The 20,112-nt window shown below is 40.1% G+C and carries 18 protein-coding genes; 2 read left to right on the top strand and 16 right to left on the bottom strand.

The annotated features are described in order from the left end of the window. Nucleotides 1–5: 5 nt before the first annotated feature. The 12 genes from ACYIA1_RS19340 to ACYIA1_RS19285 form a co-directional block, all read right to left on the bottom strand. On the bottom strand, nt 6–1,397 hold the full coding sequence (locus tag ACYIA1_RS19340) for an AMP-binding protein (protein WP_195300638.1): 1,392 nt from the start codon (nt 1,395–1,397) through the stop codon (nt 6–8). After that, nucleotides 1,397–1,642, bottom strand: coding sequence for an acyl carrier protein (locus ACYIA1_RS19335; protein WP_195300637.1), 246 nt, complete (start codon nt 1,640–1,642; stop codon nt 1,397–1,399). Before ACYIA1_RS19335 ends, ACYIA1_RS19340 begins: the two co-directional genes overlap by 1 nt. A gap of 3 nt (nt 1,643–1,645) precedes the next feature. Next, nucleotides 1,646–1,870 carry an acyl carrier protein gene (locus tag ACYIA1_RS19330; RefSeq protein WP_195300636.1) on the bottom strand — a complete coding sequence of 75 codons (225 nt, stop codon included), beginning with the start codon at nt 1,868–1,870 and terminating at the stop codon, nt 1,646–1,648. 12 nt (nt 1,871–1,882) lie between these two features. After that, nucleotides 1,883–2,536, bottom strand: coding sequence for an acetyltransferase (locus ACYIA1_RS19325; RefSeq protein WP_195300635.1), 654 nt, complete (start codon nt 2,534–2,536; stop codon nt 1,883–1,885). Beyond that, nucleotides 2,536–3,684, bottom strand: coding sequence for a glycosyltransferase family 4 protein (locus ACYIA1_RS19320; protein ID WP_195300634.1), 1,149 nt, complete (start codon nt 3,682–3,684; stop codon nt 2,536–2,538). Before ACYIA1_RS19320 ends, ACYIA1_RS19325 begins: the two co-directional genes overlap by 1 nt. A 148-nt stretch (nt 3,685–3,832) precedes the next feature. Then, the gene (locus ACYIA1_RS19315; RefSeq protein WP_195300633.1) at nt 3,833–5,278 is read right to left on the bottom strand and encodes an O-antigen polysaccharide polymerase Wzy; all 1,446 of its coding nucleotides are present in this window, start codon (nt 5,276–5,278) and stop codon (nt 3,833–3,835) included. 36 nt (nt 5,279–5,314) lie between these two features. Next, nucleotides 5,315–6,343, bottom strand: coding sequence for an acyltransferase family protein (locus ACYIA1_RS19310; protein WP_195300632.1), 1,029 nt, complete (start codon nt 6,341–6,343; stop codon nt 5,315–5,317). 9 nt (nt 6,344–6,352) lie between these two features. Next, entirely contained in the window at nt 6,353–7,435 is a 1,083-nt protein-coding gene (locus ACYIA1_RS19305) for a glycosyltransferase family 4 protein (RefSeq protein ID WP_195300630.1), read from the bottom strand. Nucleotides 7,436–7,645: 210 nt separating this feature from the next. Then, entirely contained in the window at nt 7,646–9,178 is a 1,533-nt protein-coding gene (locus tag ACYIA1_RS19300; protein WP_195300629.1) for a lipopolysaccharide biosynthesis protein, read from the bottom strand. Nucleotides 9,179–10,091: 913 nt separating this feature from the next. Then, entirely contained in the window at nt 10,092–12,026 is a 1,935-nt protein-coding gene (locus ACYIA1_RS19295; protein WP_195300627.1) for a polysaccharide biosynthesis protein, read from the bottom strand. Then, nucleotides 12,023–12,259 (bottom strand): hypothetical protein, encoded by a 237-nt coding sequence (locus tag ACYIA1_RS19290; RefSeq protein WP_087342284.1) that lies wholly within the window; start codon nt 12,257–12,259, stop codon nt 12,023–12,025. The genes ACYIA1_RS19295 and ACYIA1_RS19290 overlap by 4 nt, the downstream gene beginning before the upstream one ends. 131 nt (nt 12,260–12,390) lie before the next feature. After that, nucleotides 12,391–12,822 (bottom strand): hypothetical protein, encoded by a 432-nt coding sequence (locus ACYIA1_RS19285; RefSeq protein ID WP_122145014.1) that lies wholly within the window; start codon nt 12,820–12,822, stop codon nt 12,391–12,393. 132 nt (nt 12,823–12,954) lie between these two features. Between ACYIA1_RS19285 and ACYIA1_RS19280 the strand changes: the two genes are divergently transcribed. Both ACYIA1_RS19280 and ACYIA1_RS19275 read left to right on the top strand, forming a co-directional pair. Next, nucleotides 12,955–13,443, top strand: a complete 489-nt coding sequence (locus ACYIA1_RS19280) for an HU family DNA-binding protein (protein ID WP_005859232.1) — start codon at nt 12,955–12,957, stop codon at nt 13,441–13,443. A 171-nt stretch (nt 13,444–13,614) separates the two neighbouring features. Beyond that, nucleotides 13,615–14,025 carry an N-acetylmuramoyl-L-alanine amidase gene (locus ACYIA1_RS19275; protein WP_121961494.1) on the top strand — a complete coding sequence of 137 codons (411 nt, stop codon included), beginning with the start codon at nt 13,615–13,617 and terminating at the stop codon, nt 14,023–14,025. Here the strand turns inward: ACYIA1_RS19275 and ACYIA1_RS19270 are convergent. The 4 genes from ACYIA1_RS19270 to secDF all read right to left on the bottom strand — a co-directional run bounded on the left by ACYIA1_RS19270 (nt 14,022) and on the right by secDF (nt 20,053). Continuing rightward, nucleotides 14,022–14,411 carry a hypothetical protein gene (locus ACYIA1_RS19270; RefSeq protein ID WP_122145015.1) on the bottom strand — a complete coding sequence of 130 codons (390 nt, stop codon included), beginning with the start codon at nt 14,409–14,411 and terminating at the stop codon, nt 14,022–14,024. The two genes, ACYIA1_RS19275 and ACYIA1_RS19270, sit on opposite strands and share 4 nt — an antisense overlap. Before the next feature lie 13 nt (nt 14,412–14,424). Beyond that, a complete protein-coding gene (locus ACYIA1_RS19265) occupies nt 14,425–15,522 on the bottom strand; it encodes a transcriptional regulator (RefSeq protein ID WP_480336267.1) in 1,098 nt (365 codons plus the stop codon). A gap of 500 nt (nt 15,523–16,022) precedes the next feature. Then, the gene (locus ACYIA1_RS19260) at nt 16,023–16,955 is read right to left on the bottom strand and encodes a tyrosine-type recombinase/integrase (protein WP_195300625.1); all 933 of its coding nucleotides are present in this window, start codon (nt 16,953–16,955) and stop codon (nt 16,023–16,025) included. A gap of 98 nt (nt 16,956–17,053) precedes the next feature. After that, nucleotides 17,054–20,053 (bottom strand): protein translocase subunit SecDF, encoded by a 3,000-nt coding sequence (gene secDF, locus ACYIA1_RS19255; protein ID WP_195300623.1) that lies wholly within the window; start codon nt 20,051–20,053, stop codon nt 17,054–17,056. Between the last annotated feature and the right edge of the window lie 59 nt (nt 20,054–20,112).

Below are 20,112 nucleotides of genomic sequence, written 5' to 3'. Positions count from 1 at the left end.
CCCTATTAGATAATTGATAAATCAGAATAGATAATCTTACCCGAATCAGTCCTTGGTATCTTGCCAATAAATCGAACCTCATAAGCTGAAGGATTTATTAATACTCGGTTTGACAAAACCGATTTTATAGAATCAATTTTATCCAAATCTGTAACATAAACAATTAGTTTATCATCGCTACCAACACAAGCACATTCTTGGCAATGATCTTTCACGATAGATTCGACAAAATCTAAACTTATTCGGTTTCCATATAATTTCAAGAAACGTTTCTTTCTCCCTGATATATAATAAAATCCCTCCGAGTCAACATAAGCTAAATCGCCAGTATAAAGTATCCCTTTATTCTCATCACCTTTAAACAGATCATCTAATGATTCGGCATATCCCCAAAAAACATTAGAGCCTTCATATACTAATTCGCCTTCCACATTAGGAGACACTATCCGCATACCATCCTCGTCAATCAAAGAAAAATGCCCACCCGGTATTGCGACCCCTACACTCCCTACTTTATTCAAAGTATACTCAGCAGGTAAGTAGCTCATTCTTGCGGTGGCCTCTGTCTGCCCATACATTACATAAAAACGTATATCGTGCAAACGTGCATATTCCGAAAAATACTTAATTAAAGAAGAATTCAATTTACCACCAGCTTGCGTCATAACCTTAACAGATGAAGGCAAGAATTTCTCAAAACGCATTTTCTTAAGAATTTCATACGTGAAGGGAACACCTGCAAAAGATGTCGCCTTCTCTTCTAAAGCGAATTTCCAAAACTCTCGCTGCACATACGATTTATCAGTCAGCAACAAGGTAGCACCTGCCAATAAATGGCTATTCAGTACTGATAAACCATAAGAATAATACATCGGTAAAGATGTGATCGCTTTCTCGGAAGAGGTTATTTTCAAATATTCAATGATAGAACATGCGTTACTTTTTAAATTGTCATGTGATAAGCGAACAAGTTTAGGAGATCCTGTACTACCCGATGTAGTCAATAGCAAAGCTAACCCCTCAGGTAAAACCAAAGAATCTCCTTCATATTGAATCAAAGAATATCCTCCCAACGAATATTTTTCCTTCCCCTTAACAAGCAGATCTCTTCTACTAGGGAACCAACAATATCGAGGGTGATAAATAGCCTCTAAATGATACAAGGTCTCATCCGGAACATCCCGACTCAACAGCAAAGGAACCACCCCCGATCGCAAACATGAGACATAAGCCACAATTGATTCCAATGAGTTCTCGCAGCCAATAAAAATCAATGAGCGTGGCACTAAATACTCAGAAAATCGTTCAGACAATCCCAGCAAATCAGCATACGTATACACATGATGATCCTCTGTAATAAAAGCCTTATTCGATAGAAAAGAGGAGAAATCAAACATTAGAATCGTTGATTATATTTACTTTCTAAGACCTTAATGGCCGAGTCAAACGTATCGATCTCAAACATATCATCCGCTTCCAAATTTAAGTCAAAAGCATCCTCTATTTCTGAAATAAGCGTAATATGTCCAACAGAATCCCAATTCGGAGATTCTTTTAACTTAAGAGCAGGAAGTTGGTCTATAGAAGACAGATTTAAACCCTTGAAGAAAGCGGTTTGTAATTTTTCAAAATTAGTCGCCATCTGTCACTTTTTTATACATTCAAACAATTCTTGTATAGTATCTGACTTTAGCAAGTCATCCCCTTTTAAAGAAATATCATATTCCTCATCAATCATAGCAATTACTGATAAAGCAACTAACGATGACCAGTCTTCCAACTCCTTAAAATGAGTATCAGGCTTAAATACAGATGACTCTGTATCATCAAATTGTTCAGAAAACTTGTTGATAAAATCTTGTAATTCCATATATTATTATATTTAAATAAAATCAAACTTTTTTGCGGGATTACCCACGTAAACACTATTATCCTTTGTTTTTCGCATTATAACACTATTCGCACCAATAGTCGTACCTGTTCCTATCTTGACACCTTGTAAAACTACAGAAGATACACCAAAAAAATTCAATGTTCCAATTTGAGTATCTCCACTAATTCTAGCAGCTGTCATAAAAGAATTGAAATCTCCAACTTTAACATCATGTCCTAAAGAAACCCTGTTATTGAAAACATTAAAGTTTCCTAATCTAACATTACAACTCATTGAAGCGAAACTACAGATAATATTACCCTTTCCCATCGAAAAATTATCCCAATCTAAAACATAAGCTTCGGGCGCAACAATGTTAGGAAAATCAATTAAAGGATTATTTATATTCAAATAAGCCCTATACGATATTTTAGGATTTCCAAAAGCAAGAATCAAGGATAAATTTGACGGATAAGTATTCAAATCATCAATACCACCCAATAAAGATCCATATTCATTTGAACTTCCTTTTGGTTTATTCCTAAAATCGTCATCAAAAAAACCAACAAAATTCCATTGATTTTCTATACGATTTATTCGTTTTATCAATGAGGCTACTTCACGACCAAAACCACCAGCCCCATAAATAGCAATATTCTTCATTATTTACACATTACTTTTTGAAATACGTTGGTTAGTTGAGAAGCTATTACATTTGGAGAAAATCGGGCACGACTATCAGATGCGATTTTCTCTCGATCATATCTATTATGACATTCATATATCTCTTTAATTACCTCTACTAAGGAATCAATATCATCAACAGGAAAAAGCATACCATTAGAAACATTTATACATTCTCTAATTCCTCCACATATAGAAGCAACTACAGGCAAACCTTCGCACAAAGCCTCTAAAACTGCCACTGAAAAATTCTCAGATCGCGATGGCAAAACAAAAACATCACTATTACATAGTACAGAACTAATCTCTGTCTTTCCTTTCCTTCCTAATAAATGAATATTATTCTTCAATCTAGCCTGATCAATCTGCCGCTCCAAATTTACACGCTCCTCTCCCTCACCTATAATAGTTAATTCCCATTTGTCTAAAGGTAATTTAATCCGGTCAAAAGCAGCAATTAACAAGTCATATCCTTTACCATAAAGTAAGCTCCCCGTTGAGACAAAACGAACCTTACCATCCGAACTACTTTTAGAGTAGCGTCCACAAAATTCCGCCCCTACCATATTATGAATCACAATACTATTTGTCTGAAAATGTTGAAGTAAACGTTGCTTCAAAGATTCTGAGACAGAAATAATCGCATCACATTTAGAATACGTTGATTGCCCCAACCAGACAACATAATTAGACAAAACATCCTTATTAAGCTGGCTCCAATGCTCAATTGCTACCAAAGGAAGATTATATTTCTTCTTCAAGTCAAGTGCAGCATAAGAGTTTGTCAAATAATGAGAATAAAGGATATCCGGTCGACCATACTTTTGAATTACTCGATTAAACACTCCCTTTAGCTGCATCCTTTTGAGAAAAAACTCTACTCTTTTTCCAAATAATCTACAGGCGATCGCCCCTAGAATTAAAAAAGAATCATAATAATCAATACCATTCAAGCGATAATGAGAAATACCAGATTTCCGCCAATAGAGTCGAAAACGACTATCCACACTAATCACGACAACCTTATGCCCGACTGCCACAAGAGCTTCCGCTTGGTCTTTTTCGAAACACCCCCATTGAGGATCACGTTTAGAAGGAACACCACGAGATATTAATACAATAAACATGAACTTATTTATATCCTATAAAACATTTTTTAGACATTCAATTTAAGACATTTTTTTGCACAGAGGTAGTTTCTCTATACCCTATTCGAATTATTATAATAAAATCAACTTTATTAACATCCTATAATCGTAAACCTTATATTTATAACTATACGTTTTTCCTACGCAATAATAATGCATAAAACTCCATCACAAGATATAAAAATATAGAACTAGTTAAACCTGATACAATTGAACCTCTTGGAGCAAAAAATATTGTTGAAAAATAACTAAAAGACAAAACGACTAGAAACAAATTAAATCTTTTGTGCCTATCCTGAAAGATTGTATCTAATTTACGAAACAAAAGGCCAAATAAGAAAAACAACAATAACGTAGCAAGGAAACCAACATCACACAACAATTCACCAACACATGAAGATCCCAAGCCAAAATCCGCATTATCATATTCCGTTACAATTTTTGCCAAGTAATAAAAATTCAAATCAACACCAATTATCTGAGATATCAAAGGTGTTAAAAATGGAATAGACCCAAGTAAAGAAAGTAATAAAAATAATCCACCATAAATATGCCCTATAGTCCACCAATAATAATAGACATTATAAGTATATATACTAAAAGCTAATTCACGTGTCGGAGAAAACAAAGTTACATTTTCACTATAAGACTGATACAAAGTATACCCATGCGAAATGGCATCAAATACATCCACTCCTTCATAATGACTGAGAGACAGTCCTCCTAAAATTTTAAAGAGACTAAAAAAGACTCCTCCTATAATAATCAATACAAAAGCATATAACAATGAAAGATCTTTTTTAGATAATAGTATATAGCCACAATACAAGAACAAGAACAAAGTTACAGAAACAGCTCTTCCACCGGCAGTAAACCATAACAGTATAATTGACAAATATAACAACATAAAAGGGGAAGGAAATAACTTTAAATAGTTTAGCACACCATTCACATTCTCCTTGCTGTTATATACATTCCATACAACCATCACCACTACAGCTTTTAGAAAAAGCTGCATATAATTAAAAAAACGTGCAGCTCCCCCATCTCCAATAATGGAACCATCTCCTTCAGCCCCATATCCACCGATAAAAAATGAAAAGCCCATTCTTTGCACAAAAAGTAAAAAGCAAAGCCACGCCAAAATAACAAATGGCCATACGTAGGGGAAACGTATATGACTACTTGATTCTGATACCTTTTTAGGAACTTGTAACACTGAATAACCTAACAAAAACAAAGAAAGACACAAAGCCGAAAAATTCAACGCCCCGCAAAATATGCTATCCTTATAAAACCAATTCATCCTCACATCATACCCCAAAACATAGTCCAGTGGCAACTGAAAATATACAATCACAAAAAACAGCACAAACATATTGCGAATAGAAACAACACGTCTATCATAACGAGTGATATAGCATGTATAATAATGTATAATTAACATTGCAAATACGCCTATTAAAACACTTATTATATACCCTTTATCTAATGTGTTAGGTGCAAGCCAATGAAGCAATAAAAAATAAAGGGGAAAACAAACTTGTATATATAAAGAAAAACAACGGATCATACTAACTATCAATTTGAGAAATTATCTAAAACACTTTTATATAATTCTTTTTATCCATTTTCCACTTTCAGTTTGCATATAGTAGCAAACAAAAAACGCAAACAAGATTGTGATTAACCATACCACTCCCCAAACTTCGTAGACATTCCACATAATCCAGCCTTTCTTCAAACATAACCCCATAAAAGCAATCACATACATGTGAAAAAAGTACATTAAAATACTCATGGAACGTAATGTTTGACAGAAAGTTATATTATTCTCTAAAAATGCCACTGCAATATTACTTCCCAAAATGAAAAGTCCCATACTTAACAATAATAAAGAAAAGGGATAATCGTGAATAAACATCACTCCTCCAAGAACAACGAAGAAGAAAGCAAATAGTTTATTTCTTAATTTCCATGTTGATATAACCATTCCTGCCGCAATATAAGCTAGCCCTTGACAAAATCCATTACGTGTATTTACAAAGACTAAATCATATGCCTTATATACAAAGGCGGAAAAACCATTCAACATACTTGGATTCGTATGTTCATATTTCCAACCTAAAAACATAAGTAGCAAACCAATCAGAAACCACCCTCTCGTTTTCAAACGAATTTTAACAAATAAATATATTAAACAAGCAGCAATTAGAGAAGCAAGCAAATACCACAACGGCCAAGAATAATTATGTTCACCTAAAAATAAAAAACCACGTACAAACAACAAACAATCCGCACGCCAAGATAAATGATTCTGATAATACCCGCAAATAGTCAAAGGCAAATATAAGATAGTCCAACACACATACAAAAATAAAATTTTCTTCATCCACCTATATAACCCTTGCAAAACTGATTGCTTGGTAGCATTTGACAATACAACATGTTCCGCAAACAAAAAACCAGAAGTTACAAAGAAAAACGGTACTGCTGTTTGCATCAAGCAAGATAAAAACATTGGGTATGATTCACCCGTTATGGATTTACTATGGATTCCTATAATCAATGAAGCCATTATGAACTTCAAAACATCAATCAAGACATATTGCTTTCTTTGAATAGTTTTTTCCTCCATACCATCCAGCTATTCATGTTTACACAATTTCTCAAAAAGGGCTTCCCACTGTTTTGCGATATTTTCCGCTTCAAAGCGCTTTATAGATTTTAAAGCATTGCATCCTAATTGAATACGAATCTCTTCATTGACTAACACCCTCTCCAATGAAAGTGATAACATTTCAATATCTCCATCGGGAACAACTAGTCCGTCTTTTCCATGAGAAATAATCTCATTAACGACTCCTTGAATGGCAAATGCTACACAAGTACACCCTTGCGACATAGCTTCTAACAATGACATCGGGAATCCTTCAATTCTTGAAGACAGTACAAATACTGCTGATTCTTGTAATAAATCCTGCACATTATTTACAAATCCCAAGAAACGTACAGAATCAAGAATTCCTTTATCCTCAATTTGCTTTTTCAATATATCCACAGATTCGTCAGAACCGGTTCCTGCAATCTGCAATATCCAATCCGGATGTTTTGACGCAATCATAGCCCAGACCTCAATCAGCAGATCAAATCCTTTGACATACCAAGCATCAAGTCGTCCCATGGCTGTTACAACTTTTTTACGCTCACCAATCTGATGCAAGACATCAAATGTTAAAGGATTATACATTATAATTTTCTTGGGATATTTATTACCTAATAACTGAAAATCCTTTTTTGTCAAAATAGTTAAAACATCTGCAAAACCATAGAGATGATGCCTTATAAAATTAAAACGCATCAATTTATTAGGTAAAAATGAAGTATGATCGGAAGCAATCAAAGGAATGTCTGTTCCCCAAGTAACAAGTCGTGCCAAAAGATAAAAGGGAGGCATAACACCAATTACAACATTTGGTTTTTCAACCTTAATAATTCTTCTTGCATTCCGAATAACTGATAATTGACGCATTCCTCCGGGCAAGTGTTTGTATTTTTCACTATAAAGAGAGAATAGTCTTACACGCTCATCTATAGGATAGCTTCCCTTGCTCGGATTTGTAGCAACAGCCACATCATGCCCACACTTAACAAATTCATTACACAAAAGTACAGTGACTCGTTCCGCACCTCCTCCTATCAATACTGGAATATAAAACAATATTTTCATTCTATATTTTCAACAAACAATCAAAATAATTCTATCTCTACCACAACCAAATATACTAATAAAAAATCAGTTATTTTATCGATATTTTAACAAAAAAACAAGTCGATAAATACAATCCCATGTAAATAATCGTCACTTATTATTAGTAATAAAAAATACAAATACAATATACAACAACTTTCCAAAAAAAAGAAAAATAGAATTCAAAATCTATATATTAAAAAATCGATAAAAAAAAGATCTAACGCTCCGTATAACGCAAAAAGAAACACCAAATAAAATAAGCAAAAACATACCATTATACATCACTAATAAAAGTATAAAATGCAAAAAAGAATCACTCGCTTCAAGTTTGAAAAAATTCAACATAAAGGATACTACAACAAGACTTATCAACAGTACAGATAAATGTTTCACATACATCACAATATAATGATTAAATTCTTTTTTTATGCCCTTAATGTATAACAGATAAGGTTTCCAACAAAAAACAATCAAAAACAGACTAAGTATATTCCCAACAAGAACCCCATTCAATCCATAAAAATATCCTAATAAAATAGACATCCCAATATTAATTACAGCCTCCGCTATAGGAGCCCAAATATCTTCAAATAGACCATAAGCATTGATATAAGCAATAATCACCTGTCGGGTTAAACAAAAGTACGTATAAATTACTAATAACACAAGTGTCATATCATCTAATAAATACTCTGGTCCTATCCAAAGTTTAATAAAAGGAGGAAGCAATTTGTAGACTCCAAAACAAATAACATTACTCAATAAGAAATTCACTGAGAACAATTCTTCAAATACATCTACAACACGCTGTTTATCACCCTGTGCTATCAGATTTCCAATACCTGCCGTTATTCCATTAAACATTACCGTAGAAAATGTTATTACACCAAGAATTACTAACATATAATTCCCGTAAAGTGCGACAATCGTTAAAGTTGTATATACATAAATTATGATAGGACTAGTCTGCGTTAACGCAAAACCTGCTATCTTATGAAAAAACAATTGTTTAATCTTTACCAATATACCCGGATATTTCTTTGCCAACTCTTTCCCCATATCCATATCTGTTTTCAAATATGGATAAGAGCAAGCTATCACATGGTTCAAGGCTACCGAAGCCACTACTGCAAACACAACTTCTAATATTAGCCACCAAACATAACCATTGTTCAAGTAACGAATTGCTAAAAGTTGACAAAGCAGTTTGACCAACATAGAGACCTTGTAACTATACAGGATCTTATATTCCTTCTGATCGGCAGATAAAATGATTTGCTTGTAATTCACGAAATAACTTAACAAAGCACTCACTAACAATACCCCAAAAGAAGCGTAGGCATACCACAGAGGTAACGGCATCTTGGCAAAAATCCAAGGGAAAAAAGCCATCAACACAATACTTCCTGCTATCACAATCCATGCAATACGCTGATAGAGCCATCCTTGCAAAGAGACAATTTCATTAATCGTAGCTTGATCTTTCTCATAAAGAGGCTTATATAATGTACAAGCAATGGCTGAACCAATTCCTAACTCTGCCAAATTTAAGAATTGCAGTAGATTTGTAGCTGTAGTATTCAACCCCAGCACCTCTGCACCCAAATAATCCAAGAAGATTTTGCGGGAAAAGAATTGAAGGATAAGATTGATGAAATAAAACACCAACGCAAACAAACTATTTTTGATGCTCTTGGATGTTCGTGAATTCGCAGACATATGATCAAAGCCTAAATAAGATTTTTGGTAAATACTCAAATTAGGGTATCCTCCTTTAAAAAGGTACTTTACAACCCCTAAAACAAGTTATATTTAATTAATTCTGATTTTAATATTAGCTGGTTACTAATACGATTCGATGAAATCCCAGACTGAGTTGCTTTATAATTTAACCGTTCGTTCCTATAAATCGTTTTTTTGATCCGCTACATACCTTACTATAATTTATAGGATTCCTCTAGAAGATTTCCCTACTCAGCAGTTCCCTCTTCATTGGTAAACATACGGATAGATTCTGTCCTACGTAGATAATCCACTGATAAGATGGGAAGCAGATCAAATCCACCATGACATGAGGGGATGGTACTCCAGCAGATATGAAATTAGAGTATCCCTACAATATTGTCATTTGCCAAAGGAATCAAATTACTCTCCATAAAATCCTTGATCACCCATTTGTGACTATTTCAAATACATTTTTTTGTAATTTTCTCTTATATACTCACGGATAATGCGCAATTCTTCATCTTTCAAATCGCCTTATTCCTTTATTACAGTATCACCATTTTCCTTTACAAAGAACTTGCGGAACCAACCTCTGTTAAACGACAATCACTCGCATGAACATGCACATTGATTTCTAATATCTCACCAGTATCCTTGTATTTCGCCATTACCACGATATATCCATTATCTCATTCTTTCACAGATATATAACGTTCTAATTCAAACAAAGTAAAAAAACGTATGTTTTGAAAGCCATAACGAAACGAAGACATGTCTCCATCGCTAGACAACAACGCCAAAGTAGATTTTTTCTTACCTGTATCGAATGCTTGCATATCAAATTAATTGTATGTAAATATAATCAAGTCCTTTTTACCGCAAACATTTCTCCCTAAAATATCCCCCCTCAATCCAACTCCTCAAACCGGGAGTTCTGACTCTTGAACTCAGGCACGAAGGCTTTCATCTCCCTCACCATTGAGAGAATCTGAACACGGAGGGACAATTCAGTTAATACATTAATATGTTCTACTACGTCCTTATAGTCATACTCACGAACCGCCGCTACCCGAATTTTCTCGTGAGGAGTCTCTTTCGTATTCTCCTTGTTGTTCAGTAGTTCCTCATACAGTTTCTCGCCGGGGCGAAGACCAGTATACTTGATCTCGATATCCTTGTCTACCTGCAATCCGGACAGTTCGATCATGCGCTTCGCCAAATCCGCTATCTTCACCGGTTCTCCCATGTCGAAGATGAAGATCTCACCACCCTTGCCCATCGTACCGGCCTCTAATACCAGACGGCAAGCCTCAGGAATGGTCATGAAGTAACGGATGATATCGGGATGGGTAACCGTCACGGGGCCTCCTTGAGCGATTTGTTCACGGAAACGGGGGATAACCGACCCATTGCTACCTAGAACATTGCCAAAGCGGGTCGTAATGAAACGCGTCTCGCCTTTCACCTCTCCTCGCTCGATCGCAAGGCTCAGACTCTGTACATAGATCTCAGCCAAGCGCTTGCTACAGCCCATGATGTTCGTGGGGTTCACCGCCTTATCCGTACTGATCATCACAAATTTCTCCACACCATAGCTTACAGCGGCATCCGCCATCACACGAGTACCGAACACGTTTGTTCGGATCGCCTCGCAGGGGTTCTCCTCCATTAAAGGGACATGCTTGTAGGCCGCCGCATGGAACACCACTTGGGGGTGCCAGTTGCGGAACACATAATCCACACGGTCCGGGCTGCGAACATCGCCGATCACCGGAACAAAGTTCAGTTCCTTGTATTTCTCTTCCAATTCCAGACGGAGATTATGCATCGGAGTCTCGGCGGAGTCGAAACAAACCAACTTCTTAATCGGGAAATGAGCCAGCTGGCGACAGATCTCGCTACCAATACTACCGGCGGCTCCCGTGACAAGCACAGCCTTCCCTTCCAACAGATTGCCGATCTCATCCAGATTAATATGGATCTCCTCACGACCCAACAAATCCTCGATACGGATCTCACGGACCGAACGCTTCGCCTCACCTCCACGTAGCTCCTCCATCTCCGGGACTACCAATGTCTTCAAGGAGGCCTGCTCGCAATAACGGATCAAACGGTCACGCTCCTGATGGGCAACCTTTATATTGGGGAAGAGAACGCCATCCAAGCTGTTGCGAGGGATCAAGCGATACAGATCCTCCACGTTCTCGATCTGGTAGACCGGCAACTCCGCAATCCGGATGCTTTTCTTGGAATTACCAAAGGAAAGGAAGCCCATGATGCTATAATTCTGCATGAATACCTGACGGTTCGCCGATGTGGCGATCATCACGCTCTCCTCCTCCGTGCCAAAGACCAGTACCCGCTTGCGTTTCTTGCCGAGTTGCAGGAGGACGCTGTTATAGACATTGATCACGAAGACACGCAACGTGACCAACATCACGATCGTCAACGTACTGTCCATGATTCCACCCAACCAATAGATAGAAGGACTGAAACGGGCTTTCAACAGCCAAAGCAGCAGGAACATCAAGAGCGACTTGCCGATCGCAGCACCACCGATCCGCCACAAGCCACGCAGCGTGGAATGGCGAATAACCCCATGATATGCTTTGAACAGCAAGAACGAAACGATACTGCCCACAAATGAGGAGAGGCCTACTTTCAGCACATCAGACTCTCCTATACGTATATGCAGAATGGAGAACATTCCTAGTACGCCCAGCAACGATACGGAGAGCGAGACGAAAAGGTCCGCACTAAAAATGATCCAACGGTTGATATACCGCAAATTCACCAGACGGCCTAAGGCCAATCGCCATCTGCCCTTATGAAAATCCATCATTTGTATTTTGTTTGTTTTATATTCAATGCCCTAACTTTTCCCAACGGCGGTGCCTGTGACTCGTGGCGTCCCGAAGCGGCGGGCGTAATACAGCTTTCCGTCCGCAAGATCGTACCATCACCCTGGTGGATGATTTGGATCGCATGGGTTGCATTGGGCAGGATCTGCACATTGCAACCGTAGATATGGAAGACGAAACGTGCTTGTTCCGCCCGCTCATAGTTTTCTGTCATATCGTAATTTTTTCAGTAAGGTTATCACTTTTCGTTTCCCTTGGAAAACGAGGTATATATGAATTGCCCTGTGAAGTATATATCAATTGCCTAACGCAGTATATATCCTCGGGCATATGCAGTATATCTTCTCAAAAACGGCCAGTTGAGCGGTGTCTGAGACGACTGCTCCACGCATCGTTGATACGGGCACGGATGTTGCTGACGCTTTTACCCTTCGTGATTCGGGGGGTGATGGGTAGAAAGAGGCGGATGAAACGCTCTTTGACCATCTCCTCGGGGGTTATTTTCAGCTCGTTCTCTTGCATGATCAGAATGACTTGGGCCAACTCGGTAACCGTCCGGCACTCGACGATCTGCGCAAGATAGCGTTCCAGATCCTCTTCTTTATTTATATAGGCACGAAAACGGATCGTTTCAGGCATGAGACCGGATCTACCGTCCCCCTCTTCTAAGGAGGTCTCCCCGCAATATTCCCCCACATAGAAGTTCTGGATGGCTTCCGTAGCGTTGGGGAGTATCTGGTTATTGCCGCCGTGTATGGTAATTGTTATATCAGACATAAGGTATATATGAATCGTTTGTCAATGAAAAGTAAACAGTTTGTCAACGGTTATCAACGGATTTGATTTCGCTATCCGGGGGTTGTACTTTCGCATTGTCAACAATAAGTTTAATCTTTAAAAAAAAGAAGTATGATTAATTATTCAACTTACATGTGGAAAAGTCCACTGGATGAGACCGCAAAGGAACAGGCGTACGCCAAGAACCAAGTGACGAAAGTGATGAGTTTCGATGATTTCGTGAAGCACATCTCAGATCACAACGGTGTTTTCACACGCGGCACGGTAAAAGGCGTGGTAAGCGACACCTGCTCATGTCTAGTGGAACAATTGCTGAACGGCTACAAGGTACAATTCGGCGAACTAGGAATCTTTAGTATCTCCATCACCTGCGAGCCGGCTGCTACACTCAAGGACTTCTCCAGCGATAATATCAAGGCGGTGAACATTCTATTCAATCCGGGTATAGACTTCGAGAACCTACGTTCTAAGGCAGAATTCAACCTAGTAACCAGCCGTGCGATCCAAGCCGCCTCGCTGAAGGCGGTAAAGGAGAATAAAGACACGGTAGACTTGGCAGCATTGAAAAAAGGAGACTCAGAATCTCCCGATGAGATCTAAATCCTACCATTGAGAAATACGGCTCTTAACCATGAAGCTTATTTTATTCATTTATTTAAAGACTACAAGTATGAAAAAAACAAATTGGAAGAGCGTCTTGCTCTACATCATCCGTATTGTCGAACTGGTCATCACCGGTGCTGCCGGTGGAGCCGCTAGCGGTTGGATCGAATGAGAACCATCACATTGATTATCGTGCATTGCTCTGCCAATAGGCAGGGCAGCACTTTACGGATGATGGACATCGACCGTCTGCATCGCTCTCTCGGCTGGAAAGGCTGCGGATATCACTTCGTTATCCCGACCGATGGTACGATCGAGACCGGTAGGCCCCTTGAACAAGTGGGCGCTCACTGTAAGAACCACAATCGGTACAGTATCGGGGTTTGCTATATCGGAGGACTCGCCAACGATGGAAAGACTCCTATGGATACCCGAACGGAAGCCCAACGAGAAGCCCTACAGGGTTTGCTTCGTGAATTGCATCAGCGATTCCCCAAAGCCTTGATCGTGGGACATCAAGACTTGGACCCGTCGAAATCCTGTCCCTGTTTTAATGTAGTGAGCGAGTTTTCCGATTAGTTTAACGCAGGGAGTCCCTTCACCTCCCTCGTATGCCACGCTTGGTAGGCGGGAGCGGAGAGTTCAGGTACAGTCAATAACTTGTAATCCGCCCCGTTCTGCTTAGCTATATGTTTTCGTTCATACAAACGAAGGGAACGATCCGTTACGGAAACCATGACAACCGGAAAAGGATAAGCGTACAGGCGCATCGGCGTGATCTCACTATCCGGAAAGGCACGACGCAATTGATAAGCGGAACGTTCGAACGCGACCCAATAAGATCCCGTACAATATAAATGGATCGAGGTCTGATTCGCACACTCACGATTCAAGATCTCTCTCAAATGCCCTTTCAGCAATAGCATCAAACGGATACCGGAGGGAGTTTCGCTTTCCTTTCTCATGACAGTCTACTATTTAATGTTTTATCCAAATATCGTAATCGTGTAAACGCTGTATCAACAAGGCCTTGCTTCTCTTAGGCGAAGGGGCATCCCGCCAGGGATCTACCAGCTCATGCGCCATACGGTAATACAGGTTGTTATTCGTGCAGCCGTAAAGCGTGACGAGCAGTAAGGCACGAGAATTCACTGCCTTAACCAATGGAAGCATATTGCGTAGGGTGGAATGCAAGCGTTCAAACTCCTCTTCCTGAGCCAACAGCTTATAGGTCGGAAGGAGTAATGAGTAAACCTTGCAACGCATCACGTCGGTCTCCACACGAAGAGAAGCATAGCCCTTCAGCACCTCACGAACCAAAAGTTTGTCTTCCTTTCCCAATTTGCCCGAGAGATAATAACGCCCCAACGCCTTGTGCATACCTTCCGATAAACGATCGTTATCCAAATGGGTATAAACATGCTTGCCTTTCGTATTCAACTCGATCAGCTCATACTCGCCTTGCCTTACCTCAAATAGAGGAACCCACATACAGTCAAGGATACGTACCATGACATCCTTATGACCTCCACCCGGTTGCACCACCACCTCAGCCTCCATCCCCATGAAAGAACCCGAGGTGATACGTACACGGTCACCTTTCAGCAAGCGACCGCTATCCGGTACGTACACCGGAAGCTCATTGGAATAAGATTCTGCCATCCAGCGTAAGGTCTCCATCTCATGATCTGACAGGTAAGGGAAATAAGAGTGTTCGCCCACGGATACCCGAGGAAGAAGATTATATAAGGGCATGATACGTTTCAAACGGAAAATCTCATTCTCCGAAGCATGGATAAACACATAGTTGTATAAAAGAGGCTTCCTCGTATTGACCATCTTGCCTCCCACCTTGCGAGCCTCGACATACGAGGGGGCAAAGTACTCGAACAAGGGTTCCCCACAACGTTTACGACGAGAAAGCTCAGCATCTAATCCTTTTGACGAATAGATATTATCACGTCCCCCTATGGCGGTAGGAAGCGTCAGTACGTACCAGCGTACAGCCTCCTGACTACGGCGATTGCGTATATGCACCATAGCTCTATCAGAGCTATTACTTGTCATGATATTCATTGAGGAAGATAATTCAGAGCCTTATCAAGATATTCTTGTAATACCCTGATAAATAAACACTTATGTGAAAATAAAAAGGAATTACTGAAAATTTGCATCCCTTCAATACTCATGCTACTTGGCGAGTAGCGTTAACAAGAGGAGTAAAAGGATATCCCTTAGTTGTAGAGACGGAGCGTGTTCCGTTTCATCCCCTTAAAATGGTATTTTAGTTACTATCAGGCGGTGGGAGACGGAGCACGCTCCGTCTCTACATGATGTATGTAGAATTTACTTCGGATAACGTGATGATTTCGGGAATACGAGGCCATTTCGTTTCTATTGCCATGTCTATACATCAGAAATAAGAACGAAGATTTAAAGAGAATCAAGGTTGAAACACAAACAAAGCCTAATGTTTGCTTGTGTTATGTTATTTTTTACTACATTTGCGGCATGAAATGAACGCTACTCGCCAAGTAGCAGTCAGTTTGGCTACTCGCCAAGTAGCGTACTTTTCTTCACCCTACTTTCGGCGCATAATTATACACACTCTCGAAACAAAGTTTGTTTACGGTTGAGAGCTTTTCTAAAGAGAAACTCTTCAAGTATATTTGCGTAGTCTTGATAGATTTATGCCCTAACAGTTCACTGATCATCTCGATCGGTACGTTTTGCTCCTTCAAGGTCGTGGCGAAAGAGTGACGAATCGTGTATGAGGTAACCCGAGTACGAATACCGATGGATTCCGACAGTGTTTTCAATCTGCGGTTAAAACCTCCTAATACGGTATTATATTCCTTGTAGGCATCCTCACCGGTCTTCATTCCCTCTAAAAACGGAAACAGATAGGGCGAATCCTCGGTTGTATCGGCTGCCAACTCATTCAGCAGCCCTTGTGCCTCCGCTGGGATCTCCACCTGTATAAGGGATCCGCTTTTCTGCCGATAATAAGACAAGATCCCTTCCTTGATATCCTCCTTTCGCAAATGCGCCAAATCTACGAAAGCCATCCCGCAAAACAAAAACATCAGGCAAAAGGCTGATTGAGTCCTCTTCTGTTGCGGATCTGTCACTGGGCTTGTCATCAGCAAGCGCAGGCTTTCCGAAGGCAACGCCTTTTTACGTTTACTCTCAACCCCCGTAAACACATTCTTAAACAAATGAGGGATATAGGCAGCCTCACCCACCTCTACCGCTAAATTATAGATGTGACGAATCCGGCGCATATAAGTAGATACCGTGTTACGAGAACATCCCTTGGCCAACAGCCAAGATTGATAACGCAAAAGTGTATCCCGATTAATATACGCATAAGGAATCTCTTCCCGGCCACAAAAACATTTAAACGATCTCAACGCATCTTGATAACTCTTCGCCGTGGAATAACGCTTTTTCTCACGCAGGCAGGTGATATACGTAAGTACACCCACCACAAAATCATTCTCATTCATACTTTATCTCCTTAAGAATTAATACATAAAAAAATCCTCTATCTCTCCGTTGACACGGGAAAGATAGAGGATCTTCATAAAATCCTTAAAGGAAGATATTATTTTCCGGCTTTCTCAGCAGCAGCTTTCTTATTGATCTTCTTCTTCTGCAACTCGTAAGCGATCGGAGTAGCGACGAACAAAGTAGAGTATGTACCGATAATGATACCTAATAAGATAGCGAACGTAAAGCTTCGGATCGTGCTACCGCCCAAGATGAAGATACACAATACAACCACCAACGTAGTCAATGATGTATTAAATGTACGACACAAGGTAGAGTTCAACGCATCATTGATCACTTGATAACGATCACGCTTCGGATACAAAGCGATTGTCTCACGGATACGGTCGAATACAACCACGGTATCATTGATAGAGTAACCGATAATCGTCAAGATAGCGGCGATAAACGTCTGGTCTACCTCCATTGAGAACGGAAGAACCTTCCATAACAAGGTATAGAAAGAGATGATACAGAACGTTGTCGTTGCCACGGAAGCGAACGCACCTACAGAGAACGATATATCACGGAAACGAAGCAGGATATAAGCGGCCATACAGATCATGGCGAAGATTACTGCTAAGATAGCGCTATTCTTGATATCGTCAGCCATACTAGGACCTACCTTCTGTGAACTTTGTATGAAAGTAGTCGTGAACTCATCTAATGTAGTTCCTTCCGGAAGTAAGGACTTCACGCCCTCAAACAATTTATTCTCGATCTCTTGATCTACCGTAGGATCATTGTCTTCGATCTTATAGTTGGTAGATACACGCACTTGATCCGCTGTACCGATCTGGATAACACTAACAGAACCGTCTAACTGGGCATCCAGCATATTACGAACATCGTCTGTCTTCACCTCTTGATTAAAACGAATCACGTAGTTACGTCCACCCGTGAAATCGATACCGTTATTCAAACCGATCGTCATCATAGAAATAGCACCCAATACGATAATAGCGGCCGGAATCAAATAACCGACTTTGCGAGCACCCAAGAAATTGATCTTCGGGTTTGTCAGCAAGTCTTTCGTCAGAGAAGTCGTGAATGTCACGTTCTTCAATTTATCTTTTGCTAACAATGCCTCATAAACGATACGAGTCAAGAACACGGCTGTAAGGAAGGAAGCGAACAAACCGATGATCATCGTCGTAGCGAAACCACGGATAGGACCCGTACCGAAATAGAACAATACGATACCGGTAATGATAGATGTCAAGTTTGAGTCGAAGATAGCGGAGAACGCATTGCTGTAACCGTCGGCGATCGCCTTTCCTAAAGACTTACCGGCGCGAAGTTCCTCTTTCGTACGCTCATAGATCAATACGTTCGCATCGACTGCCATACCTAGCGTCAACACCATACCGGCAATACCCGGCAAGGTAAGAACCGCTTGGAAAGAAGCAAGGATACCCATCGTGAAGAAAATGTTCAATACCAAAGCACCATCGGCGATCAATCCCGGTACCAATCCATAGAATGCGCACATATAGATCATCAACAGCACCAATGCCAACACGAAAGAGATCACACCGGCATTGATAGCCTCTTGTCCTAATGACGGACCAACGACGTCTTCTTGAACGATATGTACGGAAGCAGCCATCTTACCCGATTTCAATACGTTCGCTAAGTCCTTCGCCTCTTCCGGTGTAAAGTGACCGGTGATTTGTGAACGACCTCCCGTGATCTCATCGTTTACGTTCGGAGCGGAATAAACCATCTCATCCAAAACGATAGCGATCTGACGACCGATATTCTCTTTCGTCAAACGAGCCCAAGCCTTAGAGCCTTCGGCATTCATAACCATGTTAACCATTTGCTCTGAACGACCGGCTTGTTGCATAAAGTCAGCGTTAGCATCTGTTACTACGTCACCACCTAAAGCGGGACTTCCGTCACGGTTCGTTACCTTCAAGGCATATAACTCAAAGAACTGCTCTTTATCATCGATCGCCTTTACACCCCATTTTAAAGCCAAGTTACGAGGCAATACCTCTTTCACTTGTTTCATGTTCAGGTATTCGCTGATCTTCTCCATATCTTTTGCTTGAGCGATACCTACCGTCGAACCCGGAGACAACTGACCGTTGTACTGGCTAATCTGCAATAAAGCAAATAATGGATGTTGCTTAGCGAACTCTTCCATGCTTTGATTAGCTTCCGTATCTTTTTTATCTTGACCAAGCTCAGCCAACAAAGAATCGGCCTCACTTACATTCGCATCAGCGGCATCAGCGATTTTCTCAACATTATCGGTAGCTACAGAATCAGCGGAAGTCTCCTTACTTAGGATAGTAGCCAATACATTATCAGCGGCAACCAATTGTTGATAGATTTCCGGCAACTTATAAGTTTCCCAGAATTCCAAGTTAGCGCTACCTTGAAGCAACTTACGAACACGTTCCGGTTCTTTCACACCCGGCAACTCAACCAAGATACGACCCGCGGTCTCCAAACGTTGGATGTTCGGAGAAACCACACCGAAACGGTCGATACGAGTACGCAATACGTTGAATGAGTTATCAATCGCACTTTGCAACTCTTGTTTCAAAACAGAAACAACCTGAGCGTCTGAGCTCTGGGGCGTGATTTTATCTTTTAACTCGAATGTACTGAAAATAGCGGAAAGACGTGCGCCGCTATCCAACTTCTTATACTCCTCAGCGAAAAGGTCGATGAAATCTTTTTGGCTAGTCGCTTGATGCGCATAAGCTAAATCCAACGCCTTGTTGAAATTCTCGTCTTGGTTGTTGTTAGACAACGAACGGATTACATCCGCCACGTTCAACTCAAGGACAACATTCATACCGCCCTTTAAGTCAAGACCTAAACTAATTTCCATTTCACGGCATTGCTTAAGCGTATAGCCTAACCATACCTTCTGAGTAGATAGTGAGTCTAAATAAGCACTCTCTTTCGCAGGATCTCCACCCGCATACTCAGCGGCTTTACTGTTGTAATGTTGCGTCACGAACGAGAACGACAAATAGAACAAACAGACAAGCGTAAGTAACACCGCGAAGACCTTTACAAATCCTTTGTTTTGCATCTGAATCTTAGGTTTATGTTATTACATTATTTATATTCGTTTTTTCACAGGGTGCAAAT

The organism is Parabacteroides sp. KHUB-02, assembly GCF_056640955.1.
The sequence above is the reverse complement of the archived record's forward strand: the minus strand, read 5'-3'. Positions and strand labels throughout refer to the sequence as shown.

Excerpts from the sequence above, each read along its gene's own strand:
- ACYIA1_RS19340 (WP_195300638.1), bottom strand. The coding sequence starts at position 1,397 with ATGTTTGATTTCTCCTCTTTTCTATCGAATAAGGCTTTTATTACAGAG.
- ACYIA1_RS19335 (WP_195300637.1), bottom strand. The coding sequence starts at position 1,642 with ATGGCGACTAATTTTGAAAAATTACAAACCGCTTTCTTCAAGGGTTTA.
- ACYIA1_RS19330 (WP_195300636.1), bottom strand. The coding sequence starts at position 1,870 with ATGGAATTACAAGATTTTATCAACAAGTTTTCTGAACAATTTGATGAT.
- ACYIA1_RS19325 (WP_195300635.1), bottom strand. The coding sequence starts at position 2,536 with ATGAAGAATATTGCTATTTATGGGGCTGGTGGTTTTGGTCGTGAAGTA.
- ACYIA1_RS19320 (WP_195300634.1), bottom strand. The coding sequence starts at position 3,684 with ATGTTTATTGTATTAATATCTCGTGGTGTTCCTTCTAAACGTGATCCT.
- ACYIA1_RS19315 (WP_195300633.1), bottom strand. The coding sequence starts at position 5,278 with ATGATCCGTTGTTTTTCTTTATATATACAAGTTTGTTTTCCCCTTTAT.
- ACYIA1_RS19310 (WP_195300632.1), bottom strand. The coding sequence starts at position 6,343 with ATGGAGGAAAAAACTATTCAAAGAAAGCAATATGTCTTGATTGATGTT.
- ACYIA1_RS19305 (WP_195300630.1), bottom strand. The coding sequence starts at position 7,435 with ATGAAAATATTGTTTTATATTCCAGTATTGATAGGAGGAGGTGCGGAA.
- ACYIA1_RS19300 (WP_195300629.1), bottom strand. The coding sequence starts at position 9,178 with ATGTCTGCGAATTCACGAACATCCAAGAGCATCAAAAATAGTTTGTTT.
- ACYIA1_RS19295 (WP_195300627.1), bottom strand. The coding sequence starts at position 12,026 with ATGATGGATTTTCATAAGGGCAGATGGCGATTGGCCTTAGGCCGTCTG.
- ACYIA1_RS19290 (WP_087342284.1), bottom strand. The coding sequence starts at position 12,259 with ATGACAGAAAACTATGAGCGGGCGGAACAAGCACGTTTCGTCTTCCAT.
- ACYIA1_RS19285 (WP_122145014.1), bottom strand. The coding sequence starts at position 12,822 with ATGTCTGATATAACAATTACCATACACGGCGGCAATAACCAGATACTC.
- ACYIA1_RS19280 (WP_005859232.1), top strand. The coding sequence starts at position 12,955 with ATGATTAATTATTCAACTTACATGTGGAAAAGTCCACTGGATGAGACC.
- ACYIA1_RS19275 (WP_121961494.1), top strand. The coding sequence starts at position 13,615 with ATGAGAACCATCACATTGATTATCGTGCATTGCTCTGCCAATAGGCAG.
- ACYIA1_RS19270 (WP_122145015.1), bottom strand. The coding sequence starts at position 14,411 with ATGAGAAAGGAAAGCGAAACTCCCTCCGGTATCCGTTTGATGCTATTG.
- ACYIA1_RS19265 (WP_480336267.1), bottom strand. The coding sequence starts at position 15,522 with ATGAATATCATGACAAGTAATAGCTCTGATAGAGCTATGGTGCATATA.
- ACYIA1_RS19260 (WP_195300625.1), bottom strand. The coding sequence starts at position 16,955 with ATGAATGAGAATGATTTTGTGGTGGGTGTACTTACGTATATCACCTGC.
- secDF (WP_195300623.1), bottom strand. The coding sequence starts at position 20,053 with ATGCAAAACAAAGGATTTGTAAAGGTCTTCGCGGTGTTACTTACGCTT.